This window comes from Pseudoalteromonas sp. P1-30 (assembly GCF_001400005.1).
Lineage (GTDB): Bacteria > Pseudomonadota > Gammaproteobacteria > Enterobacterales > Alteromonadaceae > Pseudoalteromonas > Pseudoalteromonas atlantica.
In genome coordinates, this window is sequence record NZ_LKBC01000002.1 from 897,915 (window position 1) to 915,522 (window position 17,608).

16 protein-coding genes are annotated in these 17,608 nt (G+C 39.3%); 3 read left to right on the forward strand and 13 right to left on the reverse strand.

From position 1 onward, the window contains the following. Nucleotides 1–30 precede the first annotated feature (30 nt). Nucleotides 31–1,257 carry an aminotransferase class V-fold PLP-dependent enzyme gene (locus tag AN395_RS07485; RefSeq protein ID WP_054982564.1) on the forward strand — a complete coding sequence of 409 codons (1,227 nt, stop codon included), beginning with the start codon at nt 31–33 and terminating at the stop codon, nt 1,255–1,257. Between the two features lie 13 nt (nt 1,258–1,270). After that, the gene (locus AN395_RS07490; protein WP_004586688.1) at nt 1,271–1,687 is read left to right on the forward strand and encodes a SufE family protein; all 417 of its coding nucleotides are present in this window, start codon (nt 1,271–1,273) and stop codon (nt 1,685–1,687) included. A gap of 1 nt (nt 1,688) precedes the next feature. Here AN395_RS07490 and tcdA read toward each other — a convergent pair whose 3' ends face one another. Genes tcdA through AN395_RS07525 form a run of 7 tightly spaced genes read right to left on the reverse strand, consistent with a single transcriptional unit; the run spans nt 1,689 to nt 9,150 of the window. Next, nucleotides 1,689–2,492, reverse strand: coding sequence for a tRNA cyclic N6-threonylcarbamoyladenosine(37) synthase TcdA (gene tcdA, locus AN395_RS07495; RefSeq protein WP_054982565.1), 804 nt, complete (start codon nt 2,490–2,492; stop codon nt 1,689–1,691). Beyond that, nucleotides 2,493–3,164 carry a TIGR01621 family pseudouridine synthase gene (locus tag AN395_RS07500; RefSeq protein ID WP_054982566.1) on the reverse strand — a complete coding sequence of 224 codons (672 nt, stop codon included), beginning with the start codon at nt 3,162–3,164 and terminating at the stop codon, nt 2,493–2,495. A gap of 2 nt (nt 3,165–3,166) precedes the next feature. Further along, the gene (gene kdsB, locus AN395_RS07505; RefSeq protein ID WP_054982567.1) at nt 3,167–3,928 is read right to left on the reverse strand and encodes a 3-deoxy-manno-octulosonate cytidylyltransferase; all 762 of its coding nucleotides are present in this window, start codon (nt 3,926–3,928) and stop codon (nt 3,167–3,169) included. Next, a complete protein-coding gene (locus AN395_RS07510) occupies nt 3,916–4,113 on the reverse strand; it encodes a Trm112 family protein (RefSeq protein ID WP_004586692.1) in 198 nt (65 codons plus the stop codon). Before AN395_RS07510 ends, kdsB begins: the two co-directional genes overlap by 13 nt. Further along, nucleotides 4,103–5,083 carry a tetraacyldisaccharide 4'-kinase gene (lpxK, locus tag AN395_RS07515; protein WP_054982568.1) on the reverse strand — a complete coding sequence of 327 codons (981 nt, stop codon included), beginning with the start codon at nt 5,081–5,083 and terminating at the stop codon, nt 4,103–4,105. The genes AN395_RS07510 and lpxK overlap by 11 nt, the downstream gene beginning before the upstream one ends. Then, nucleotides 5,080–6,825, reverse strand: a complete 1,746-nt coding sequence (msbA, locus tag AN395_RS07520; RefSeq protein WP_004586694.1) for a lipid A export permease/ATP-binding protein MsbA — start codon at nt 6,823–6,825, stop codon at nt 5,080–5,082. Before msbA ends, lpxK begins: the two co-directional genes overlap by 4 nt. A 60-nt stretch (nt 6,826–6,885) precedes the next feature. Then, complete coding sequence (locus tag AN395_RS07525) at nt 6,886–9,150, reverse strand: DNA internalization-related competence protein ComEC/Rec2 (protein ID WP_054982569.1); 2,265 nt, start codon at nt 9,148–9,150, stop codon at nt 6,886–6,888. Between AN395_RS07525 and AN395_RS07530 the strand changes: the two genes are divergently transcribed. Further along, nucleotides 9,130–9,642, forward strand: a complete 513-nt coding sequence (locus tag AN395_RS07530; protein WP_054982683.1) for a DUF2062 domain-containing protein — start codon at nt 9,130–9,132, stop codon at nt 9,640–9,642. The genes AN395_RS07525 and AN395_RS07530 overlap by 21 nt on opposite strands. 134 nt (nt 9,643–9,776) lie before the next feature. Here the strand turns inward: AN395_RS07530 and AN395_RS07535 are convergent, their stop codons facing one another. From AN395_RS07535 to pyrD, 6 genes are all read right to left on the reverse strand, one after another. After that, on the reverse strand, nt 9,777–11,513 hold the full coding sequence (locus AN395_RS07535) for a DUF3466 family protein (RefSeq protein WP_004586697.1): 1,737 nt from the start codon (nt 11,511–11,513) through the stop codon (nt 9,777–9,779). 11 nt (nt 11,514–11,524) lie between these two features. Then, nucleotides 11,525–13,435, reverse strand: coding sequence for an ABC transporter ATP-binding protein (locus tag AN395_RS07540; RefSeq protein WP_029772627.1), 1,911 nt, complete (start codon nt 13,433–13,435; stop codon nt 11,525–11,527). A gap of 16 nt (nt 13,436–13,451) precedes the next feature. Beyond that, nucleotides 13,452–13,685, reverse strand: coding sequence for a glutaredoxin family protein (locus tag AN395_RS07545; protein WP_054982570.1), 234 nt, complete (start codon nt 13,683–13,685; stop codon nt 13,452–13,454). After that, entirely contained in the window at nt 13,678–15,795 is a 2,118-nt protein-coding gene (gene rlmKL / locus AN395_RS07550) for a bifunctional 23S rRNA (guanine(2069)-N(7))-methyltransferase RlmK/23S rRNA (guanine(2445)-N(2))-methyltransferase RlmL (RefSeq protein ID WP_054982571.1), read from the reverse strand. The genes AN395_RS07545 and rlmKL overlap by 8 nt, the downstream gene beginning before the upstream one ends. 89 nt (nt 15,796–15,884) lie before the next feature. After that, the gene (locus tag AN395_RS07555) at nt 15,885–16,415 is read right to left on the reverse strand and encodes a cell division protein ZapC (protein ID WP_024033533.1); all 531 of its coding nucleotides are present in this window, start codon (nt 16,413–16,415) and stop codon (nt 15,885–15,887) included. A 130-nt stretch (nt 16,416–16,545) separates the two neighbouring features. Next, nucleotides 16,546–17,556 (reverse strand): quinone-dependent dihydroorotate dehydrogenase, encoded by a 1,011-nt coding sequence (pyrD, locus tag AN395_RS07560; RefSeq protein WP_054982572.1) that lies wholly within the window; start codon nt 17,554–17,556, stop codon nt 16,546–16,548. Nucleotides 17,557–17,608 lie beyond the last annotated feature (52 nt).

Sequence of the window (17,608 nt, forward strand, 5' to 3'; positions counted from 1 at the left end):
CCTGCCTAAATTTATAGATGTTGAATAGCCATGCCTTCTCAAGAGTTTGATATAACAAAAATCCGTAACGACTTCCCTACGTTAAACCAAACCCTTAATGGCAACCCTTTAGTATATTTAGACTCTGGCGCAACGTCGCAAAAGCCACAAAGCGTTATTGATGCAACCACTCGTTTTTATAATTTAGGCAACGCAAACGTTCACAGAGGCCGGCACACCTTAAGCGAGCGCGCTACAGAACAATATGAAGAAGCAAGATTAAAAACAGCTGATTACTTTAACGTAAATGCTAAAGAAATCGTCTGGACAAAAGGCGCGACAGAAGCGCTAAATTTACTTGCTCATGGCCTACAAAGGCAAATTACTGGTGAAGATACGGTTTTAATTACACCCCTTGAGCACCACGCTAATATTGTACCTTGGCAAGTATTAACGCAAAATACCGGGGCTACGCTATCTGCACTCCCCCTTGAGCAAAACGCGACGTTTAATTTAGCTCGCTGTATAGACATGATCACACATACTAAAGCAAAGGTAATGTGTATCAGCCAAGCGTCTAACACATTAGGTAATATTACCAATTTAGCCCCATTAATAGCTGCAGCGAAAGCAGTCGGCACGTTAGTTGTTGTTGATGGCGCACAAGGAGCCATGCATTTACGCCCTAATTTAAAGCAGCTTGGATGCGATTTTTATGTATTCTCAGCGCATAAAATGCTTGGCCCTACGGGTGTAGGGGGCTTATATGGTCGCTATGAATTACTTAATGCGCTTACCCCGTATCAAACGGGTGGTGAGATGATAGATACTGTAACCCTTGAAAAAACCACCTACAGAGACGCTCCTGCTAAATTTGAGACCGGCACCCCAAATATAGCCGGCGTCATTGGTTTCAGTGCAGCAATTGATTATTTATCAGCCCTAAACATAGAACAGTTACAGCGCCATGAGCAGGCTATTTTTAATTATGCAGCCACACAGTTGAGTAAAATTGACGGTATTACTATTTATAGCGACCTGAACAATAATATTGGCACCCTTAGTTTTAATTATAAAAGTGAACACCCCTACGATTTGGCAACTTTGCTTGACGGATTTGGTATTGCAGTACGCAGTGGACACCATTGTACGCAACCATTAATGCACCATTTAGGGGTAAAAGGCACTGTTCGAGCAAGCTTTGCATTTTATAATACCCATCAAGATGTTGATAATTTCATCAATGCTTTGAAAGAATCGATTGAATTATTAGACTAATTTAGGATAACTCATGACAAATACGTTTAAAAACGTAGTAAAACCTATACAGCAGGCTCAATCTTGGCAGCAAAAATATCGCGAAATAATGCTTCTGGGCAAAACACTTCCCGCTTTAGCGGATGTACTTAAAACCGATGACGCGCTTGTGCCAGGGTGTGAGAGCAAAGTGTGGATGTTTATGGAGTTTGACGATAGCGAGAATCGTTTAGTGGTTATTGGCGACTCAGACACCCGTATTGTAAAAGGCTTATTAGCGATAATTTTAGCGCTTTATAATGGCTTAACACCTGAAGAAGTCGTGAATATTAATGCGTATGACGAATTTGAAAAGTTAGGCTTAATTAAACACCTTAGTGCATCTCGAGGGAACGGAATAAAAGCCATGGTCGAGGCAATTCAAAGCATGGCAACTAACAAGCTCAATTAAACTATTGAGCTTGTTGTAAACGCTGTTTTTTATCTAAATATTTACGTACCGCTTTAGCCGCTACAAAAAAGCCAAAACTTCCGGTGATCATAGTTACCGAGCCAAACCCGTTATTACAATCCATATTCATTGTACCATCAGCATTTTGTTTAGCATGGCATACACTGCCATCACTGCCTGGGTAAACAAGTTGCTCAGTTGAGTACACACAATCAATATTAAATTTGCGTTTAGGGTTGTTACTAAAATTATATTGTTTGCGTAAAATATAACGCACTTTAGCAAGTAGCGGATCTTGCGTGGTTTTAGCCACATCACCAAATGTTATTTGGCTAGGATCAGTTTGCCCACCCGCCCCACCAGTAGTAATAATAGGCATTTTATTGCGCTTACAATGAGCAATAAGCGCTGCTTTTTCTTTAACTGCATCAATACAGTCAATAACGTAATCAAAACCTTGAATATGCTCACGAATATTTTCAAGAGTAATAAAGTCATCTATCACAGTTACTTTACACTCTGGGTTTATCAGTTCGCAGCGACTTTTCATTGCATCTACTTTGGCTTGGCCAATACTGCCGCTAAGTGCATGAATTTGCCTATTTACGTTCGTCGCGCAAATATCATCTAAATCAATTAAAGTGACTTTACCCACGCCTGTACGTGCTAAAGCTTCGGCGGCCCAACTTCCTACACCGCCTATCCCCACTACACAAAAATGGGCATGTTGTAGCCAGTCAAATTGTTGGTTACCGTATAGGCGTTTGATCCCGCCAAAACGAATATCTGTTACTTTTTCGCTCATTTACCAATCCAGTTGCCACGGCGATTGCCATGCTTGAAATTCTTGATGATTAATTAATTGCTGGTACTCATCACCCGTAGTAGGTAGCAAAGAGCAATTAATTTGCTCCCCATGCCATAAAAAACTTAACGCATAGGCATGAAGATACGCCCGCTCAGCTGCGGTGCCACTATAAAGTGTATCGCCTAAAATTGGCGCCCCTAAACTTTTTAATGCCACTCTAAGTTGGTGGGTTTTACCCGAATACGGCTTTAAAATATACGCCCTAAACCCCGGCTTATAACTAAAAGAATAAAAGCGGGTAATAGCCGGGTTTTTCAGGGTCGGTAAAAGCTTAAACATGCCCCTGCGAGACTTAGCCATATCACCTTTTATCCACCCTTGCTTTTTTTTAGGTTTAGCATTGCTGATTGCTAAATAAAACTTGTTTATTGCATGCTCAGTGAAAAGAGACGTAAATTTAGCAGCGGCTTCTTTATTGCGACTAAGAATAATAAGGCCAGATGTCACTTTATCAAGGCGGTGAACAGCAAATAATTTTTCGCCGGTTTGCTGCTCAGCTAGTACCACAAACCCTTTTTCACCTTCTGAGTGAAAATTAAGCCCCGCAGGTTTTTCAAATATATAAAAATCAGCGTGGCTAAACACTATGGGTAATTCACTTTTAACCATTATTAGGCTTGCTTAGCTTTTAGGTAGGCAATCACTTTTTCTAAATCCTCGGCCGTATCAACCCCTGCATGTGGTGTTATTTTGGCCTGCTCAATTTTGATAGCGTAACCATGGTACAACACTCTAAGTTGCTCTAGCGACTCAAGTACTTCAAGCGGCGATACACTTAGCTCAATATACTGCTTAATGAAGCCCGCACGATAAGCATATATACCCACATGGCGCTGAAAAGGCGTTATATCTAACACACTGTCGCTATTTAACATTGCGCTTCTGTCAAACGGAATACTGGCACGTGAAAAGTACAACGCATTTTTATTAATATCACTAACAACCTTCACGGCATTAGGATTAAACACTTCGTCTTGCTCTTCAATGGCTACACTTAATGTTGCCATTGGCGCGCTTGAATTATTTAGTAAAGTGGCAACTTGCGATACGTTTTCGCTGGCAAGTAATGGCTCATCGCCTTGTACATTGACCACCAGGGTTTCTGCGTCTAGCTTAAGAAGGTCAACAACCTCTGCTAAACGTTCGGTACCCGATTGATGATCTTCTCGCGTCATCAGCACATCGTTTGTGAACAATTTAACAGCATCAAAAACTTTTTGATGATCGGTTGCAATAACCACTTTACTTGCACCTGACAAACACGCTTTTTCATACACGTGTTGAATCATAGGTTTACCGCATATGTCAGCTAATGGTTTGCCAGGCAAACGGGTAGACGCGTAACGTGCAGGTATAACAACTACGAATTCCACTTATCAACCTCATCTTGAGATAGCTCACGCGCTTCATTTTCTAAAAGTACCGGTATATCGTCGCGTACTGGGTATGCAAGTTTAGCTGCAGTACTAATAAGTTCTGCATTTTCTTTATCAAAACGAAGCTTTCCTTTACACACAGGACAAGCAATTATTTCAAGTAATTTTGTATCAAAGGCCATTGAGGATCCCTTTTTGTTTTAATAATAAATCTAATTTATGTATTACAGCGTCTGTAGGTTTTGCATTTACGGGTAGGTAGTACCAAGTATCTTTTGCAAAGTCTCTACATTTTACTGCATCTTTTTCTGTCATTAATATGTTGTCATCATTAAATTGAGTAAAATCAGCCATGCTATAAGCATAGTGATCTCTATAATGATGAGTCGAAAGCAGCTGAATATTTTGCTCCTTTAATGAATTTTCAAAACGTTGTGGGTTACCAATGGCACTTACCGCATGGCCTTTTTCAATGGTTTTATTCACAGGGGTATTGTTAGCAACGTGTTTAAGTACACCAGTTTGCAAAACGTAGCTAAGGGATGCATCTCCCCCGTTTTCAATCACTAAATCAACGCTATTTAATCTGTTTGTGGTTTCGCGTAATGGCCCTGCAGGCATAACAAAGCCATTACCAAATCGCCTTTGGCTATCAACAATGCAGCACTCTATATCGCGCGCCATTTTATAATGCTGCATACCATCATCTGAGATTATGACATCCACACAAAATTGCTGCTCTAATAATGTAATGTTGGCTTTTCTATCGGGTCCAACAACAAGCGGACATTTTAAACGATTAAATAAAAGTATTGGCTCATCACCGGCTTGTGCACTTGTTACGCCGCGCTCTACCACCAGCGGGTAGCTGTTGGCTTTACCGCCGTAGCCTCGGCTGATAATGCCCACTTTTAGGCCTTGCTCTGACAAGTATTCGTAAAGCCATAACACAAATGGCGTTTTGCCATTTCCACCTACACTTATATTGCCCACCACAATCACTTTAGATTTAGCTTTAAAAGGCGTGGCAAAGCCAACCTTAAAAAACCATTTCCTAATACTTGAAATTAACCAAAAAAGCGCAGCTAATGGCAGTAAAAGTAACGTTATAAAACTAAATGGTTTATACCAGCTTTGCTCTATTTTACTCACCCGTGCTCACCAAACTGCATTTTACATAGAGCTGAATAAGTACCATCTTTAGCTAATAAACTCTGATGATCGCCACTTTCAATCACCCGACCACCATCAATAACGTATATTTTGTCGCTGTTCTCAATGGTTGAAAGACGATGGGCAATAACTATAGACGTTTTGTCTTGCATTAGGGTATCGAGTGCTTGCTGAATTAGCTTTTCAGACTCTGTGTCTAAGGCTGAAGTTGCTTCATCTAAAATTAAAATAGGTGCATCTTTTAATATAGCGCGAGCAATTGCTATACGTTGACGTTGACCACCAGAGAGCATCACCCCGTTTTCACCGACCATGGTATTGAGTTGCTCAGGTAGGTCTTTAACAAATTCCCACACGTGAGCTTGTTTAACCACCTCTTCTAGTTGCTGCGGTGTTATTTCGCGGCTTATGCCATAGCAAATATTATTGGCAATTGTGTCGTTAAATAACACAACTTGCTGAGATACTAAGGCAAACTGGCGGCGTAAATCAGCCAGTTTATATTTCTCAAGCGCAACGCCATCTAATAAAATTTCACTTGGTGCTTCTAAATCATAATAACGCGGTAATAAATTAGAAATAGTCGATTTACCCGAGCCTGAACGCCCTACAAGCGCGATGCTTTCACCGGCTTTTATACTTATTGATAGGTTATTTAAAACAGCTTCATCTTTAGTTGGGTATTTAAAGGTCACGTTTTTAACCTCAATTTCGCCCTTCACCTTATCTACGGTGTAAGTACCTTTGTCTTTTTCAATTTCTTCATCTAAAACTAAAAAAATACTTTGCGCTGCCGAAATACCGCGCTGCATATCACTGTTCACGTTTGCTAATTGTTTAAGCGGACGTAAAAGCATCATCATAGAAGAGATGAGTACCATAAAATCGCCAGAGCTGATCGTATCTATCATTGAAGGCATAGATACAACCCACAAAATAACAGCCATTGCACTTGCTGCAAGCACTTGAATTACCGACACGCTTAACGCTTTAGTGGCATCCATTTTAATACGTTGCTGGCGATTATGATTATTGATTTTTGAAAACTGGTCGATTTCTTGTTTTTGCCCACCAAAGCCATGAATAACTTTGTGTCCACTTAACATTTGCTCAGAGCTACGGGTGACCTGCCCCATTGCAGACTGTATATTTTTTGAAATATGGCGAAAGCGTTTAGACACAAACGTTACAATAATTGCCACTAATGGAATGATCACTAAAAAAATAAGCGAAAGCTGCCAGCTGGTATAAAACATAAGGGCAAGTAAAAAAACGACAAAAGCGCCTTCTCTTACAACAATTAACAGTGCTTTGGTGATTGCTTGCTGAACTTGTTCTGTATCAAAAGTAATTTTTGAAATTAAATCACCTGTTGAGTTTTTATCATGAAACGAAACAGGCAAATGTAATATGTGTTCAAATAACTGCTGGCGTAACGAACGAACTACTTGCGAGCCTACATAGCTTAGGCAATACGAAGACATAAAATTAAACAGGCCACGCCCTATTACCAGCGCAATTACAACAAATGGGGCATAAGCTAGCACTTCGCTATTACGTTGGTTTAGGCCTTCATCAATAAAGGGTTTCATTAATTGAATAAATAAAGCATCCATACCCGAATAGCCGATCATTCCAATAATAGCGACGAAGGCAACGCTTTTATAATCACCAACGTAAGAAATCAACCGTTTATAAATTTGTGTAGTACTTTGACTCATATTACTCTCGTTATACAATTACAGCCCTTATTGTATCCTTCAAACCGTTAAAACTAAACGTCAATCTTCTATAAACCAATAACTTTCGTGTTTGCGCGCCGTTGTCACTTTAAAGCTATCTTGATAAATACTTACCGTAATTTGCCCATCACGTGCCGTAACATATTGTTTAGCATTTATAGCTTTGTAGCGCGAAACCACTTTTTCACTGGGAAATTGCCATTGGCCTTGAAAAGCTGTTGAGTGAATAACCGTATGCGGATTTACATGGTTGATAAATTCCATGCTTGAAGACGTATCGCTGCCATGATGAGGGCTTAAAATCACATCGGCCTGTAATGAGTGAGTTTTAATAAGGCTCAGCTCACGTGCTTTAGAAATATCACCCGTTAATAACATAGTAAGTTGGGGTGATTTGATTAAAAGCACACACGAATTATCGTTTTCGTTATTAAATGTGCTATCAGCAAAGCTGCTAATGCGCAATCCATTAAAGTTATAATCTAAAGACATACACTGTGTGGTTGTGCCGTGTGGGTGAAAACGCTTAAAACTTTCACCAAATCCTGCATTAATAAAATGTGCTGCGCCCCCTGCATGGTCGTTGTCTTGATGGCTTATTATTGCATCACTGACGGTTAAATTATGTGTTTTCAAATAGGGAATTAACACACTGTATGTACGGCTAAAACGGTTAAAATAACTCGGGCCAAAATCGTAAACCAGCGCTTGATTGTCTTTTTCGAGTAACGTCATTAATCCGTGCCCAACATCAAACACATGCAATTGCCAAAGAGGTTTTGGTAAATACAGATAATCTATTAATGTAACGCATAGAGGAATGAGTGCTAAACGTTTAAAGGGGCTAAACCAGGCGATTAATATGTATAGATAAGCTGCGACTAAGTACAATTTACGCGGTTTAGCTATATCTAACCATCTGTAATGCCAAGGGATTTCATCCATATACTTAAACAATGTTATAAGTACACTATCGAATAATAAAATGACGGGCGCTATATCTACCACAGCACTTATTATCGTAAATAGCAGCAAAAGCGGCATTATCGCCACGCTTAATAATGGAATTGCCAATAAATTAATAACCAACCCAGCAATACTTACCCCACTAAAATAAATAAGGGTAATGGGCAAAAGCCCAATAAATAAAGCAAGCTGAATAATACACAGCGCCATAAACACGCCAAGCCAATTATATTTAGTTTTAGGAAGGTGTTTTATAACAAGGAAAATAATTGCAACCGCAATAAAAGAAAAATATAAACCTGGGTTTAAAACATTAAAAGGATTGATGAGTAATACAGCGACTAAAGCATATAAAATGCTTCGCCAGCGCAGTGGCTGTTTGGCAATAAAGTAAAGACCTAATACGCAACTTAACATAATAAATGCGCGAGTCGCTGAGAGTAAAAATTCACTTAAATACACATAGATAAATGCCGCTAACCACCCGATAAAACAATAAACAATAGTTAAATTAATAGACTGCAATACTTTAATTTTAAGGATGTATGCTGTGTACTTACTCAGTAAATAAAAACAGCTGAATATAAGCCCTATGTGCAACCCTGAAATAGCTAATAAATGGCTGAGCCCTAAACTTTGCATTGTTTGTTTATTTTCAAACGACATCAGTGTTTTATCACCACTAAGCAATGCATAATAAAGCCATTTAAGCGCTGTGTTTTGATAGGTGTGTTTTAAAAATACCCTGTATTTATAAATTATTGAAGGTGAAGCCGCGTTAGTAATGCGCAATTGCTTATTAAGTACTTTGCCTTTAAATAATATGCGTTGTTTAAAGGCATGCACATTATTATCAAACACACCGATATTTTTAATTGTTCTGAATTTTTTCAGCGCTATTGTTGCCTCAAAAGTATCGCCCTGCTTAATATGCTGTGCAGAATCGACACTTAACATGGCTTTAGGTGCTTTAAATTTGTGTATTTCATCCCCATTTAACTTTAATAACGTTGCTTTTATATACTGTGGTTGCTTTGCAGAGATAACCTCATCAACAAGAATTGTGGCAGGGTAAGCATAGTTATTTTCATCATTTGGCAATGTATAGCTATAAAACAGGTAAAAGTGCACAACAATGCAGCAAATAGCTAAAATAAACCCTAACAAAACATTCAAAAACGGCTTAAAATAGGCGCTCGCAATAAGGACAGATATTGTGATGACTGTAAATTCATGGGTTTGATAATAAAATACGGTTGAAATACAACCTATTACAAATCCAAGACTAATCCACACTGAAGTAAATGGTTGCTTGAAATGCCTAAGAAAACGATCCAACGATTTTTACCTGATCCTAATAAAATTAGGCATCATAAAACACTTAGAATATTCGGCCGCCTCTTACAAGACGCCAACCTATGGCATTTAAACAGACGCTCTGCAAGGGGTGCATTTGCGGTGGGTTTATTTTTTGCGTTCATCCCTGTTCCTTTTCAAATGGTTTTAGCCGCTGCGGCAGCTATTGTATTTAGAGTTAACTTACCTATTTCTGTGGCATTGGTGTGGCTTACCAACCCATTGACTATGCCGCCAATATTTTACGGGTCATACCTTGTAGGTACGCTTGTTTTAAATCAACCAGAGCAGCATTTTGCATTTGAAGCCAGTTGGGCATGGTTCTTAGAAAGCCTTTCTACCATCGGACCTGCATTTTTAATTGGCTCACTGGTATGCGCTTCTGTTGCCGCAATTATTGCTTATTTAGGTATTGATATTATTTGGCGACGCTCTGTGCGCAGAGCCTGGTTAGCGCGAAATACTAATACGTAATAAAGCCAACGATTAAAGTGCTCAAGAATGACTTAATGAAGCAAATTGAGATAACTAATTAACGCCAAGCACTTTATTATAGACGAAAAAAAACCAACTTTTATAAGTTGGTTTTTTTATGAAAAGCATAAAGCTTAAAATCTAAATACTCTGCGTAAGCCCACTAGCGGCAATAATAACAGTGTGTACCAAGGGAAGCTTGCTGAGCTTCTTTCATAGAGCTCTTCTTCTATGGGTGTACAGTCTTCTACTTCACCATCAATGGGTGTTAGTTTTACTGCAACAGCAACACTCTCGTACTCAATATTACCTTCGATATCGGTTTCTACATTACCAAAGGTATCACGCTTTTCAACGGTTTTGGTAGCTACACCAAAAATTTCATTGTCTTCATTAATGACTTTCGCTTCAGCCATTGTGTAGGCGTAGTCTGTTTCACCATCTGTTTCGTAACAAGGTAGTAAATCGTTTAAGTTGGTAATTTTATCGTCACCAATTTTATATATAAACGCTTCTTTACGACGGCTGTTTTCAGATGTACCCACCTCGCCTTCACCAACAACATAACCTTGGTTATTAATATCATTACCATAAGCGCTTGAGCTATTAAAGTAACCGGTAGGGAAAACGGTATTGCCAGTACTTATATCATGATAGAAAAACTGATCACGGATCGTGGTTTCAATACGCTTTGATGCATAACCAACAATTACATCGTTGTCATTGACAGCAAGCGCTTTACCAGAAAGCCAATCATCTTCTTGGTCTATAAAATTAAACACGTCACCATTTTTAAAATAAACAGGCATTGTTAAAATAGTGTCGTCATTTTTATAGTAACGAGCATTTGAAGAGCCCACCACTGTGCCATTATTATTTAGCGCAAGAGCAGTACTTGTAAAAGCAAAGTCATCATCTTCTTCTGGCGTTAAGGCAAGGCCAAGTATTTCAGTAGAAGTGATATTGAATGCTTCATCAAGCTCCCATTTTACCGCGCGCTCATCAAATACGCCGGTGGTTACACTTGAATTTAATAATTCCACACAGGTATTGGTTGGCTCGTCTTCGTTATCACAGTTATCTTCAATATTATCAAGTCTGTCTTCAGGAATACCTGTTGAAACATAACCAACGACAGTGTATCCGTCATTTGTTTTAACAATATCATTAGCTCGGCTAGTACCGCCGTAATCGTCAAAGTCTGGAACTAACTCAACCTTTTGCGTTCCATCTTCAGAAATAACTATTCCGCGCTCAATAAAGTCATGGGTAAACCATGTTTCTTCTTCATCTTCATCATCTGGCGTAAATAAAACTTTATCATATGGAGCTGCACTCCAACCAACGCTCACGCCATCTTCGCTTACCGCATTATAAAAGTTACTAACCGAACGCGTTAAACCATCGTAATCTACCGACTCTTCATCAAACAGTATTTGCTCAGTAACAATGCCATCGTCAAACTTAATACCAACTACCGAGCTTAACTTTTGGTACTCGTAATCCGTTGGTCTGCCAGCTAAAAAGCTAACCATAAATGAATGCGCATCGGCGTTATTAAAAACTGCATCGTTATTTTCTATATCATCAAGTGTAAAAGTAATTTCTTTATCACTTAGCTCAAAGTTGTACTCTTCACTATCGTACGCATTTTCAATAACGCTTTCGGTAAAGTCGATATAGCTAATATCGATTGGTAAATTATACAATCCGTTGGCAGTACCAATAATGTGCCCGCTTTCGCTTACGTCAGTCACGTAAGAATGTTTAGCGCCGTCAAGAGTACCTAGTTCTGTTAATTCATAGGTTGCACTTAATGCAGATGTACTCAATGTCGCTAAAATACTGGCAGCGAGTAATTTATATTTCATTTTAATCCTTACTACTGATTCTGTAATTCTTCAAGTTCTTCCCAGCGCTCAAACGCGGCTTCAAGGTCAGACTCAAGTTTTGCTAAATGGTTCAATGCATTAGTGGTTACGTCACTATCTTGTTTGAAAAAGTCAGGATCGCTCACTACAGCTTGCTGCGCTTCTACAGCGGCTTCAAGTTGTTCCATTTTATTGGGTAGTTGCTCTAATTCAAGTTTTAATTTGTAAGAAAGCTTAGTGCTTTTGTTTTCAGGCTTTGTAGCGGCTACAGGCGCAGGTTTAACGTCTTTTTTTGGTGCTTGTTGCTGTTTTTCCTGCTCGGCTAAATAGCTTAAATAAGCTTGGTAATCGGTGTAACCCCCTACCATATCTGTTATTTTTCCATCACCTTCAAACGCCCATACACTACTACACGTATTATCAATAAATTCACGGTCATGGCTTACTATAAGCACAGTACCCTGATACTGATTAATAATTTCTTCGAGTAACTCTAATGTTTCAATATCCAAGTCATTGGTTGGCTCATCGAGTACTAAAATATTTGAGGGTTTCAAAAATAGTTTTGCAAGTAAAAGCCTGTTTTTCTCACCACCAGAGAGTGCTTTTACAGGTGTACGCGCACGTGCCGGTGGAAACAAAAAGTCTTGCAGGTAACCAAGTACATGACGAGAACGCCCGCCCATCATTACCTCTTGTTTACCCTCGGCAACGTTATCTTGAACAGTGGCCTCTTCATCAAGCTTTTGCCTGTATTGGTCAAAGTAAGCAAATTCTAAATTAACGCCTTGTTTAACATGACCGCTATCGGCTTCTAAATCACCAAACAGCAGTTTAAGTAAGGTAGTTTTACCAATACCATTTGGGCCTACTAAGCCAATGCGGTCACCGCGCATAACAAGGGTAGAAAAATCATTAGCAATCACTTTATCTTTAAATGCATGACTAAGGTGTTTTGCCTCAAACACTAACTTGCCCGATCTGTCAGCCGTTTCAATATTAAAATCGGTTTTACCTACTTGCTCTACACGGGCTTTGCGCTCAACACGTAGCTGTTTAAGTTCACGTACACGGCCTTCGTTACGAGTACGACGGGCTTTAACACCTTGGCGTATCCAGGCTTCTTCCTCTGCTAAACGCTTATCAAAGAGTGCATTTTGTGATTCTTCTACTTTTAAGTCATGCGCTTTTTGTTCAAGGTAGGTCGCGTAATCGCCAGGGTAAGAGATAAGTTTACCGCGGTCTAAATCTAAAATACGCGTTGCAACAGCACGGATAAACGCACGGTCATGCGATATAAATACAATACCGCCTTTAAATTCTTTTAAAAACTGCTCTAGCCATTTAACACTGTCTACGTCTAAATGGTTTGTTGGTTCATCAAGTAACAATAAGTCAGGCTCACTCACAAGTGCACGTGCTAAGGCAACTTTACGCAACCAACCACCTGAGAGCGATTCTAATTTAGCATCTGGGCTAAGCTCTAAACGCGTGAGTACTAATTGAATACGCGAATCAAAACGCCAACCGTCACACGCTTCTAAATCGTTAGATAAACGCTCAAGCTTATTTAGCAGTTTGTCGGTGCAGTCGGTTTGTAGCTGTGTGCTCACATGATGATAATCAATCAGCAAGTTAGCAATATCAGGCATGCCCTGTGCTACATAATCGAATACTGAGCCATTTGCTCCTTTAGGAGGATCTTGCTCTAAGCGAGATATTTTGATCCCGCCAAGCTGGTTAATTTCACCATCATCTAAAATAACTTGGCCATCTAGTACTTTTAAAAGTGTAGATTTACCCGCCCCATTTCGCCCTACAATACAGACGCGCTCACCGCTTTCTATCACTGCATCAGCATCATCAAGTAATGGGTGCGTACCATAAGCTAACTGCGCTTTTTGTATTCTAATTAAATCCATAAATACTGCTCTTTTATTATTGCGCTAAAAATTCATGCACTGTTTGTGCATCAAACGGCCAATACAAATGGTGGCCGCTTTTGCTCTCAAATACGGGAATACTTAACTGAAAACGCGCTATTAGCTGCTCATCAGTGAGTATATCAATTAATTTAAGCTCACTATTTTTATCCAAAACCGATAATAAAACCTGCTCGGCTTGCTCACATAAATGACAGCCATCGGTGTGGTATAAAACATAATTAGCCATGGGTAATTAACCAACTGTTGTGTATTTTTTTATTACGTTTGAAATCAGGTGATAACGTTTTTTCTGAAATATTTTCAGCTTTTAACCCTAAACCCATCAAACCTACTTCATCCATTACAAAACCACGTTTGTTATTAGAAAAAATTAATGTACCCGACGGACTCAAGATTTTTTTAACCCAAGTAAGTAATTTTATATGATCGGTTTGCACATCAAACGCGTCTTTCATTCGTTTAGAATTAGAAAACGTAGGCGGGTCTAAAAAGATTAAATCGTATTGCCCTTGTGCGTATTCTAGCCATTTTAAACAATCAGCTTGCTCAAAACGGTAGCGAGTATTGCTAATATCATTTAGCGCAAAGTTATCTTGGCCCCACTTAAGGTAGGTTTTTGATAAATCAACGGTGGTAATTGCTTTTGCACCACCTAATGCCGCGTGCACAGAGGCTGTACCGGTGTAGGCAAATAAGTTTAAAAAGCGTTTGTCTTTTGCATTTTGCTGAATATAACGACGTGCTAAACGATGATCTAAAAACAGCCCAGTATCGAGGTAATCAAACAAGTTTACTTTAAACTTAGCGCCAAACTCTTCCACCACCATAGTGCGGTTTTGTTTAGCCATTGGGGTGTACTGCTCTTCCCCTTTTTGTTTTTTACGCACTTTAACGGCAATGTTTTCAGGCGCTATGTTTAGCTGCTGTGCAGTTAAGCTAATCACATCTTGAAGACGCTTTTCAGAAGTTTTTTCGTCAATTTCTTTAGGTGCTGCGTATTCAAAAATAACAGCAGAGTCGCCGTAAATATCAACCGCTACGTTGTACTCAGGAATATCAGCATCGTATACGCGATAAGCTTGTACTTCGTTTTGTTTAAGCCAATTTTTCAGGCCTTGTTTGTTCTTTTTCAAACGATTTGCAAACGACATTGAGCCTTCAAAATTAAGAGCCGGTTTGTCATCGCTTGTCAGGCTTACCTGTTTATCATCTAACTGGTATAAATTTAGTTCTACATCTAATGGGCCGTTTTTAAATTTATAACGCTTTTGTTTAACCAGTTTTAACAGCTTAAATAGGCTTTCATCCATGCCTAGTAACGCAAGCTTCCAATGATTAAAGTGCTTTTTAAAACCCACGCCCATGCTGCGGTGTAAATTTACCAGCTCAGCCATAGAGCCAATACGTTCGCCGTACGGTAAGTTAGAAATAACCACCCCGGGTAATTTAGCAACAGAGGTAAGCTTAGTTGCATCACTTTGCTTAAACTTAATAACATTACCCAGCTCTGCACGCTCGGCATTGGCAATGGCTTTATCAAGAACTTGCGCATCGTAATCGTGGCCAATTAACCACAATTTAGGATCGGTAATTTGCTCAATTAATTCTTCGCGAAGTTGTTTAAATTTTGCCGCTCTAAAACTAGGTAAACGCTCAAAAGCAAACCCTTCTCTAAATAAACCAGGTGCTTCGTTACGCGCCATGCCCGCCGCTTCTATTAAAATAGTGCCGGCACCACAACATGGGTCAAATAAAGGCTGATTTACATTTTCAAGCCAACCACTGCGTTTAATAATCGCGGCCGCTAAGTGCTCTTTAATTGGGGCTTTACCTTGACCTTGGCGATAACCGCGCTCAGATAAACGAGGACCCGAGTAATCAATATACAAAGCCACACCATGGCGATTTAAACGCGCCACAACACGCACATTGGCATCTTGCTTATCTACATTTGGGCGCTGTTCGTATAAATCGTTAAAGTAGTCAACAATCGCATCTTTAATTACCAAGCCTGAAAACTGGGTATTTTTTAAAGAGTCGTTGGTACCATTAAAATCAACGGCAAATGTTTGGGTAGGGCCAAACCATTCTTGCCATGGCTGAAAACGAGCAAATTTATACAGGCTATCTTTATCATTAACGCCTTCTTTTTCTTCAATAAGCATCAGCACACGTGTTGCGTAACGAGTTGATAGACAAACCTTTTGCGCCAATGTTGAATCTGCCTCAAAGCGAACAGAACCCACAGTTTGTTTAGACACGACGGCGCCTAATTCTGTTAGTTCATCAACAAGTAAATTTTCGATTCCGATAGAAGTAAGTGCGATAAATTGCAAAGTAATAACCCTTAATAGCTAATTGCGCAGGATTATAACATAGGTTGGCTGACAAACACTTGATAAACGCAGCTCGATTTGTAAATTTGCTAAGCTGATTTAGTGTGATATTGCTCAAGTAATAGCGGGTGAACACGATTGTTTAAAACGCGGATAACTTCAAACTGTTCAAGGGACAAATTATCATCAAGTTTGAATGTTTCGTTAAGGTTTAGGCAAATTGAAGCATCAGGGCAATGTTCAACAATTAAAAACTCACCGGTTTGCGCTTTTGAGGTAAGTTTAACGATGGCTTCTGTACTTGGCTGGGTGCCAGTGTACTCTTCAAAAAACCAACTTTTAGCCAGTACCGGTTTTAAATGAAATTTTACAGCGGTGGCATTGAGCGCAATTTGGCAAATTTGTGCAGGCTTATACAGCTCAAAACCATCTAAGTAGTTATATACCTGTTCATAAAAAGCAGCATCTTCTAAGCTAAAACGCGGGTTTTCAAATACACAGTCGGTGAGTTGTCTTAATTTATACGGTGTGCATAGTTGCATATCGTCATTTAAATCAAGTAGTAAGCGGTTTTTATTTGCACATGCAATCCACTGCCATTGTTTTGTTGCTTGTAACATTTGCCTCCTCCTTGTTTAAAAATTTATTTTTAATTAAGACATTAATATTAGATTATAACGGCTTTTGACCATTTTTAAAACATTTGTTTAGAACATTTATTGAACGATCAAAAGCTTACATAACTGATACTTATAAGGAATCAACGATCGATTTTACCAATTGTGGCCCTTTGTAGATGAACCCAGTATAAACCTGCACTAAATTTGCGCCTGCATTTAGCTTTTCTTGAGCTGATTGCGCATCATCAATACCGCCTACACCAATAATTGGTAATTTACCTTGTGTTAAACGTTTAAGTTCGCTAACAACGTGTGTAGAGCGCTCTCTTACAGGGCTGCCAGATAAACCACCCGCCTCATCGGCGTATTGCTGACCCATTACTGCACTACGTTCAAGCGTAGTATTTGTTGCAATTACGCCATCAATTTGATTAGTTAATAGTGACTCGCTAACCTGCTCAATTTGGATTTGATCAAGATCTGGCGCTATTTTAACCAGCATAGGTACTTGCTTATTATGCTTGGCAATTAAATCGAGCTGTTCATTCTTTAAACTTTGCAGTAAATCATCTAACGCGGCACCATATTGTAAATCGCGCAGCCCTGGTGTATTTGGAGATGAAATATTGACCGTAATATACGAAGCATGCTCGAACACTTTACGCATACAATGGATATAGTCGTCTTTACCTTGCTCATTTGGGGTATCTTTATTTTTACCAATATTAATACCTAAAATACCGGTGTACTTGGCATTTTTTACGTTATTAACTAAATTATCGACCCCTTTATTATTAAAGCCCATTCGGTTAATAATGGCATTTGACTGCGGTAATCTAAAAATGCGCGGCTTATCATTACCTGCTTGGGGGCGCGGGGTAACTGTGCCAACTTCTACAAAACCAAAGCCCATTTGGCTAAAGGCATCAATACACTCAGCGTTTTTATCTAAACCTGCAGCCAAACCCACAGGGTTTTTAAACTCAAGGCCTAAAAAATTAACTGGTTTGTTTTGTAGTTGTTGTGACCAAGCTGTGTTTAAAGGGGTGTGTGCAAAACGGCGTAAATTATTAAGCGCAAACTCATGTGCCCATTCAGCATCTCGGGTGAACATAAAACGGCGGGCTAAATCGTAAAACATGAATTGTTCCTCTTTAAATTACAGACAAAAAAATACCTCAGACTAGGCTGAG

What these genes read in the sequence shown, in the direction of transcription:
- msbA (WP_004586694.1), bottom strand. Translation starts at nt 6,825, where the DNA reads ATGAGTCAAAGTACTACACAAATTTATAAACGGTTGATTTCTTACGTT.
- AN395_RS07510 (WP_004586692.1), bottom strand. Translation starts at nt 4,113, where the DNA reads ATGGCCTTTGATACAAAATTACTTGAAATAATTGCTTGTCCTGTGTGT.
- AN395_RS07545 (WP_054982570.1), bottom strand. Translation starts at nt 13,685, where the DNA reads ATGGCTAATTATGTTTTATACCACACCGATGGCTGTCATTTATGTGAG.
- AN395_RS07490 (WP_004586688.1), top strand. Translation starts at nt 1,271, where the DNA reads ATGACAAATACGTTTAAAAACGTAGTAAAACCTATACAGCAGGCTCAA.
- AN395_RS07535 (WP_004586697.1), bottom strand. Translation starts at nt 11,513, where the DNA reads ATGAAATATAAATTACTCGCTGCCAGTATTTTAGCGACATTGAGTACA.
- AN395_RS07555 (WP_024033533.1), bottom strand. Translation starts at nt 16,415, where the DNA reads ATGTTACAAGCAACAAAACAATGGCAGTGGATTGCATGTGCAAATAAA.
- AN395_RS07530 (WP_054982683.1), top strand. Translation starts at nt 9,130, where the DNA reads ATGCCTAAGAAAACGATCCAACGATTTTTACCTGATCCTAATAAAATT.
- AN395_RS07540 (WP_029772627.1), bottom strand. Translation starts at nt 13,435, where the DNA reads ATGGATTTAATTAGAATACAAAAAGCGCAGTTAGCTTATGGTACGCAC.
- tcdA (WP_054982565.1), bottom strand. Translation starts at nt 2,492, where the DNA reads ATGAGCGAAAAAGTAACAGATATTCGTTTTGGCGGGATCAAACGCCTA.
- AN395_RS07500 (WP_054982566.1), bottom strand. Translation starts at nt 3,164, where the DNA reads ATGGTTAAAAGTGAATTACCCATAGTGTTTAGCCACGCTGATTTTTAT.
- pyrD (WP_054982572.1), bottom strand. Translation starts at nt 17,556, where the DNA reads ATGTTTTACGATTTAGCCCGCCGTTTTATGTTCACCCGAGATGCTGAA.
- AN395_RS07485 (WP_054982564.1), top strand. Translation starts at nt 31, where the DNA reads ATGCCTTCTCAAGAGTTTGATATAACAAAAATCCGTAACGACTTCCCT.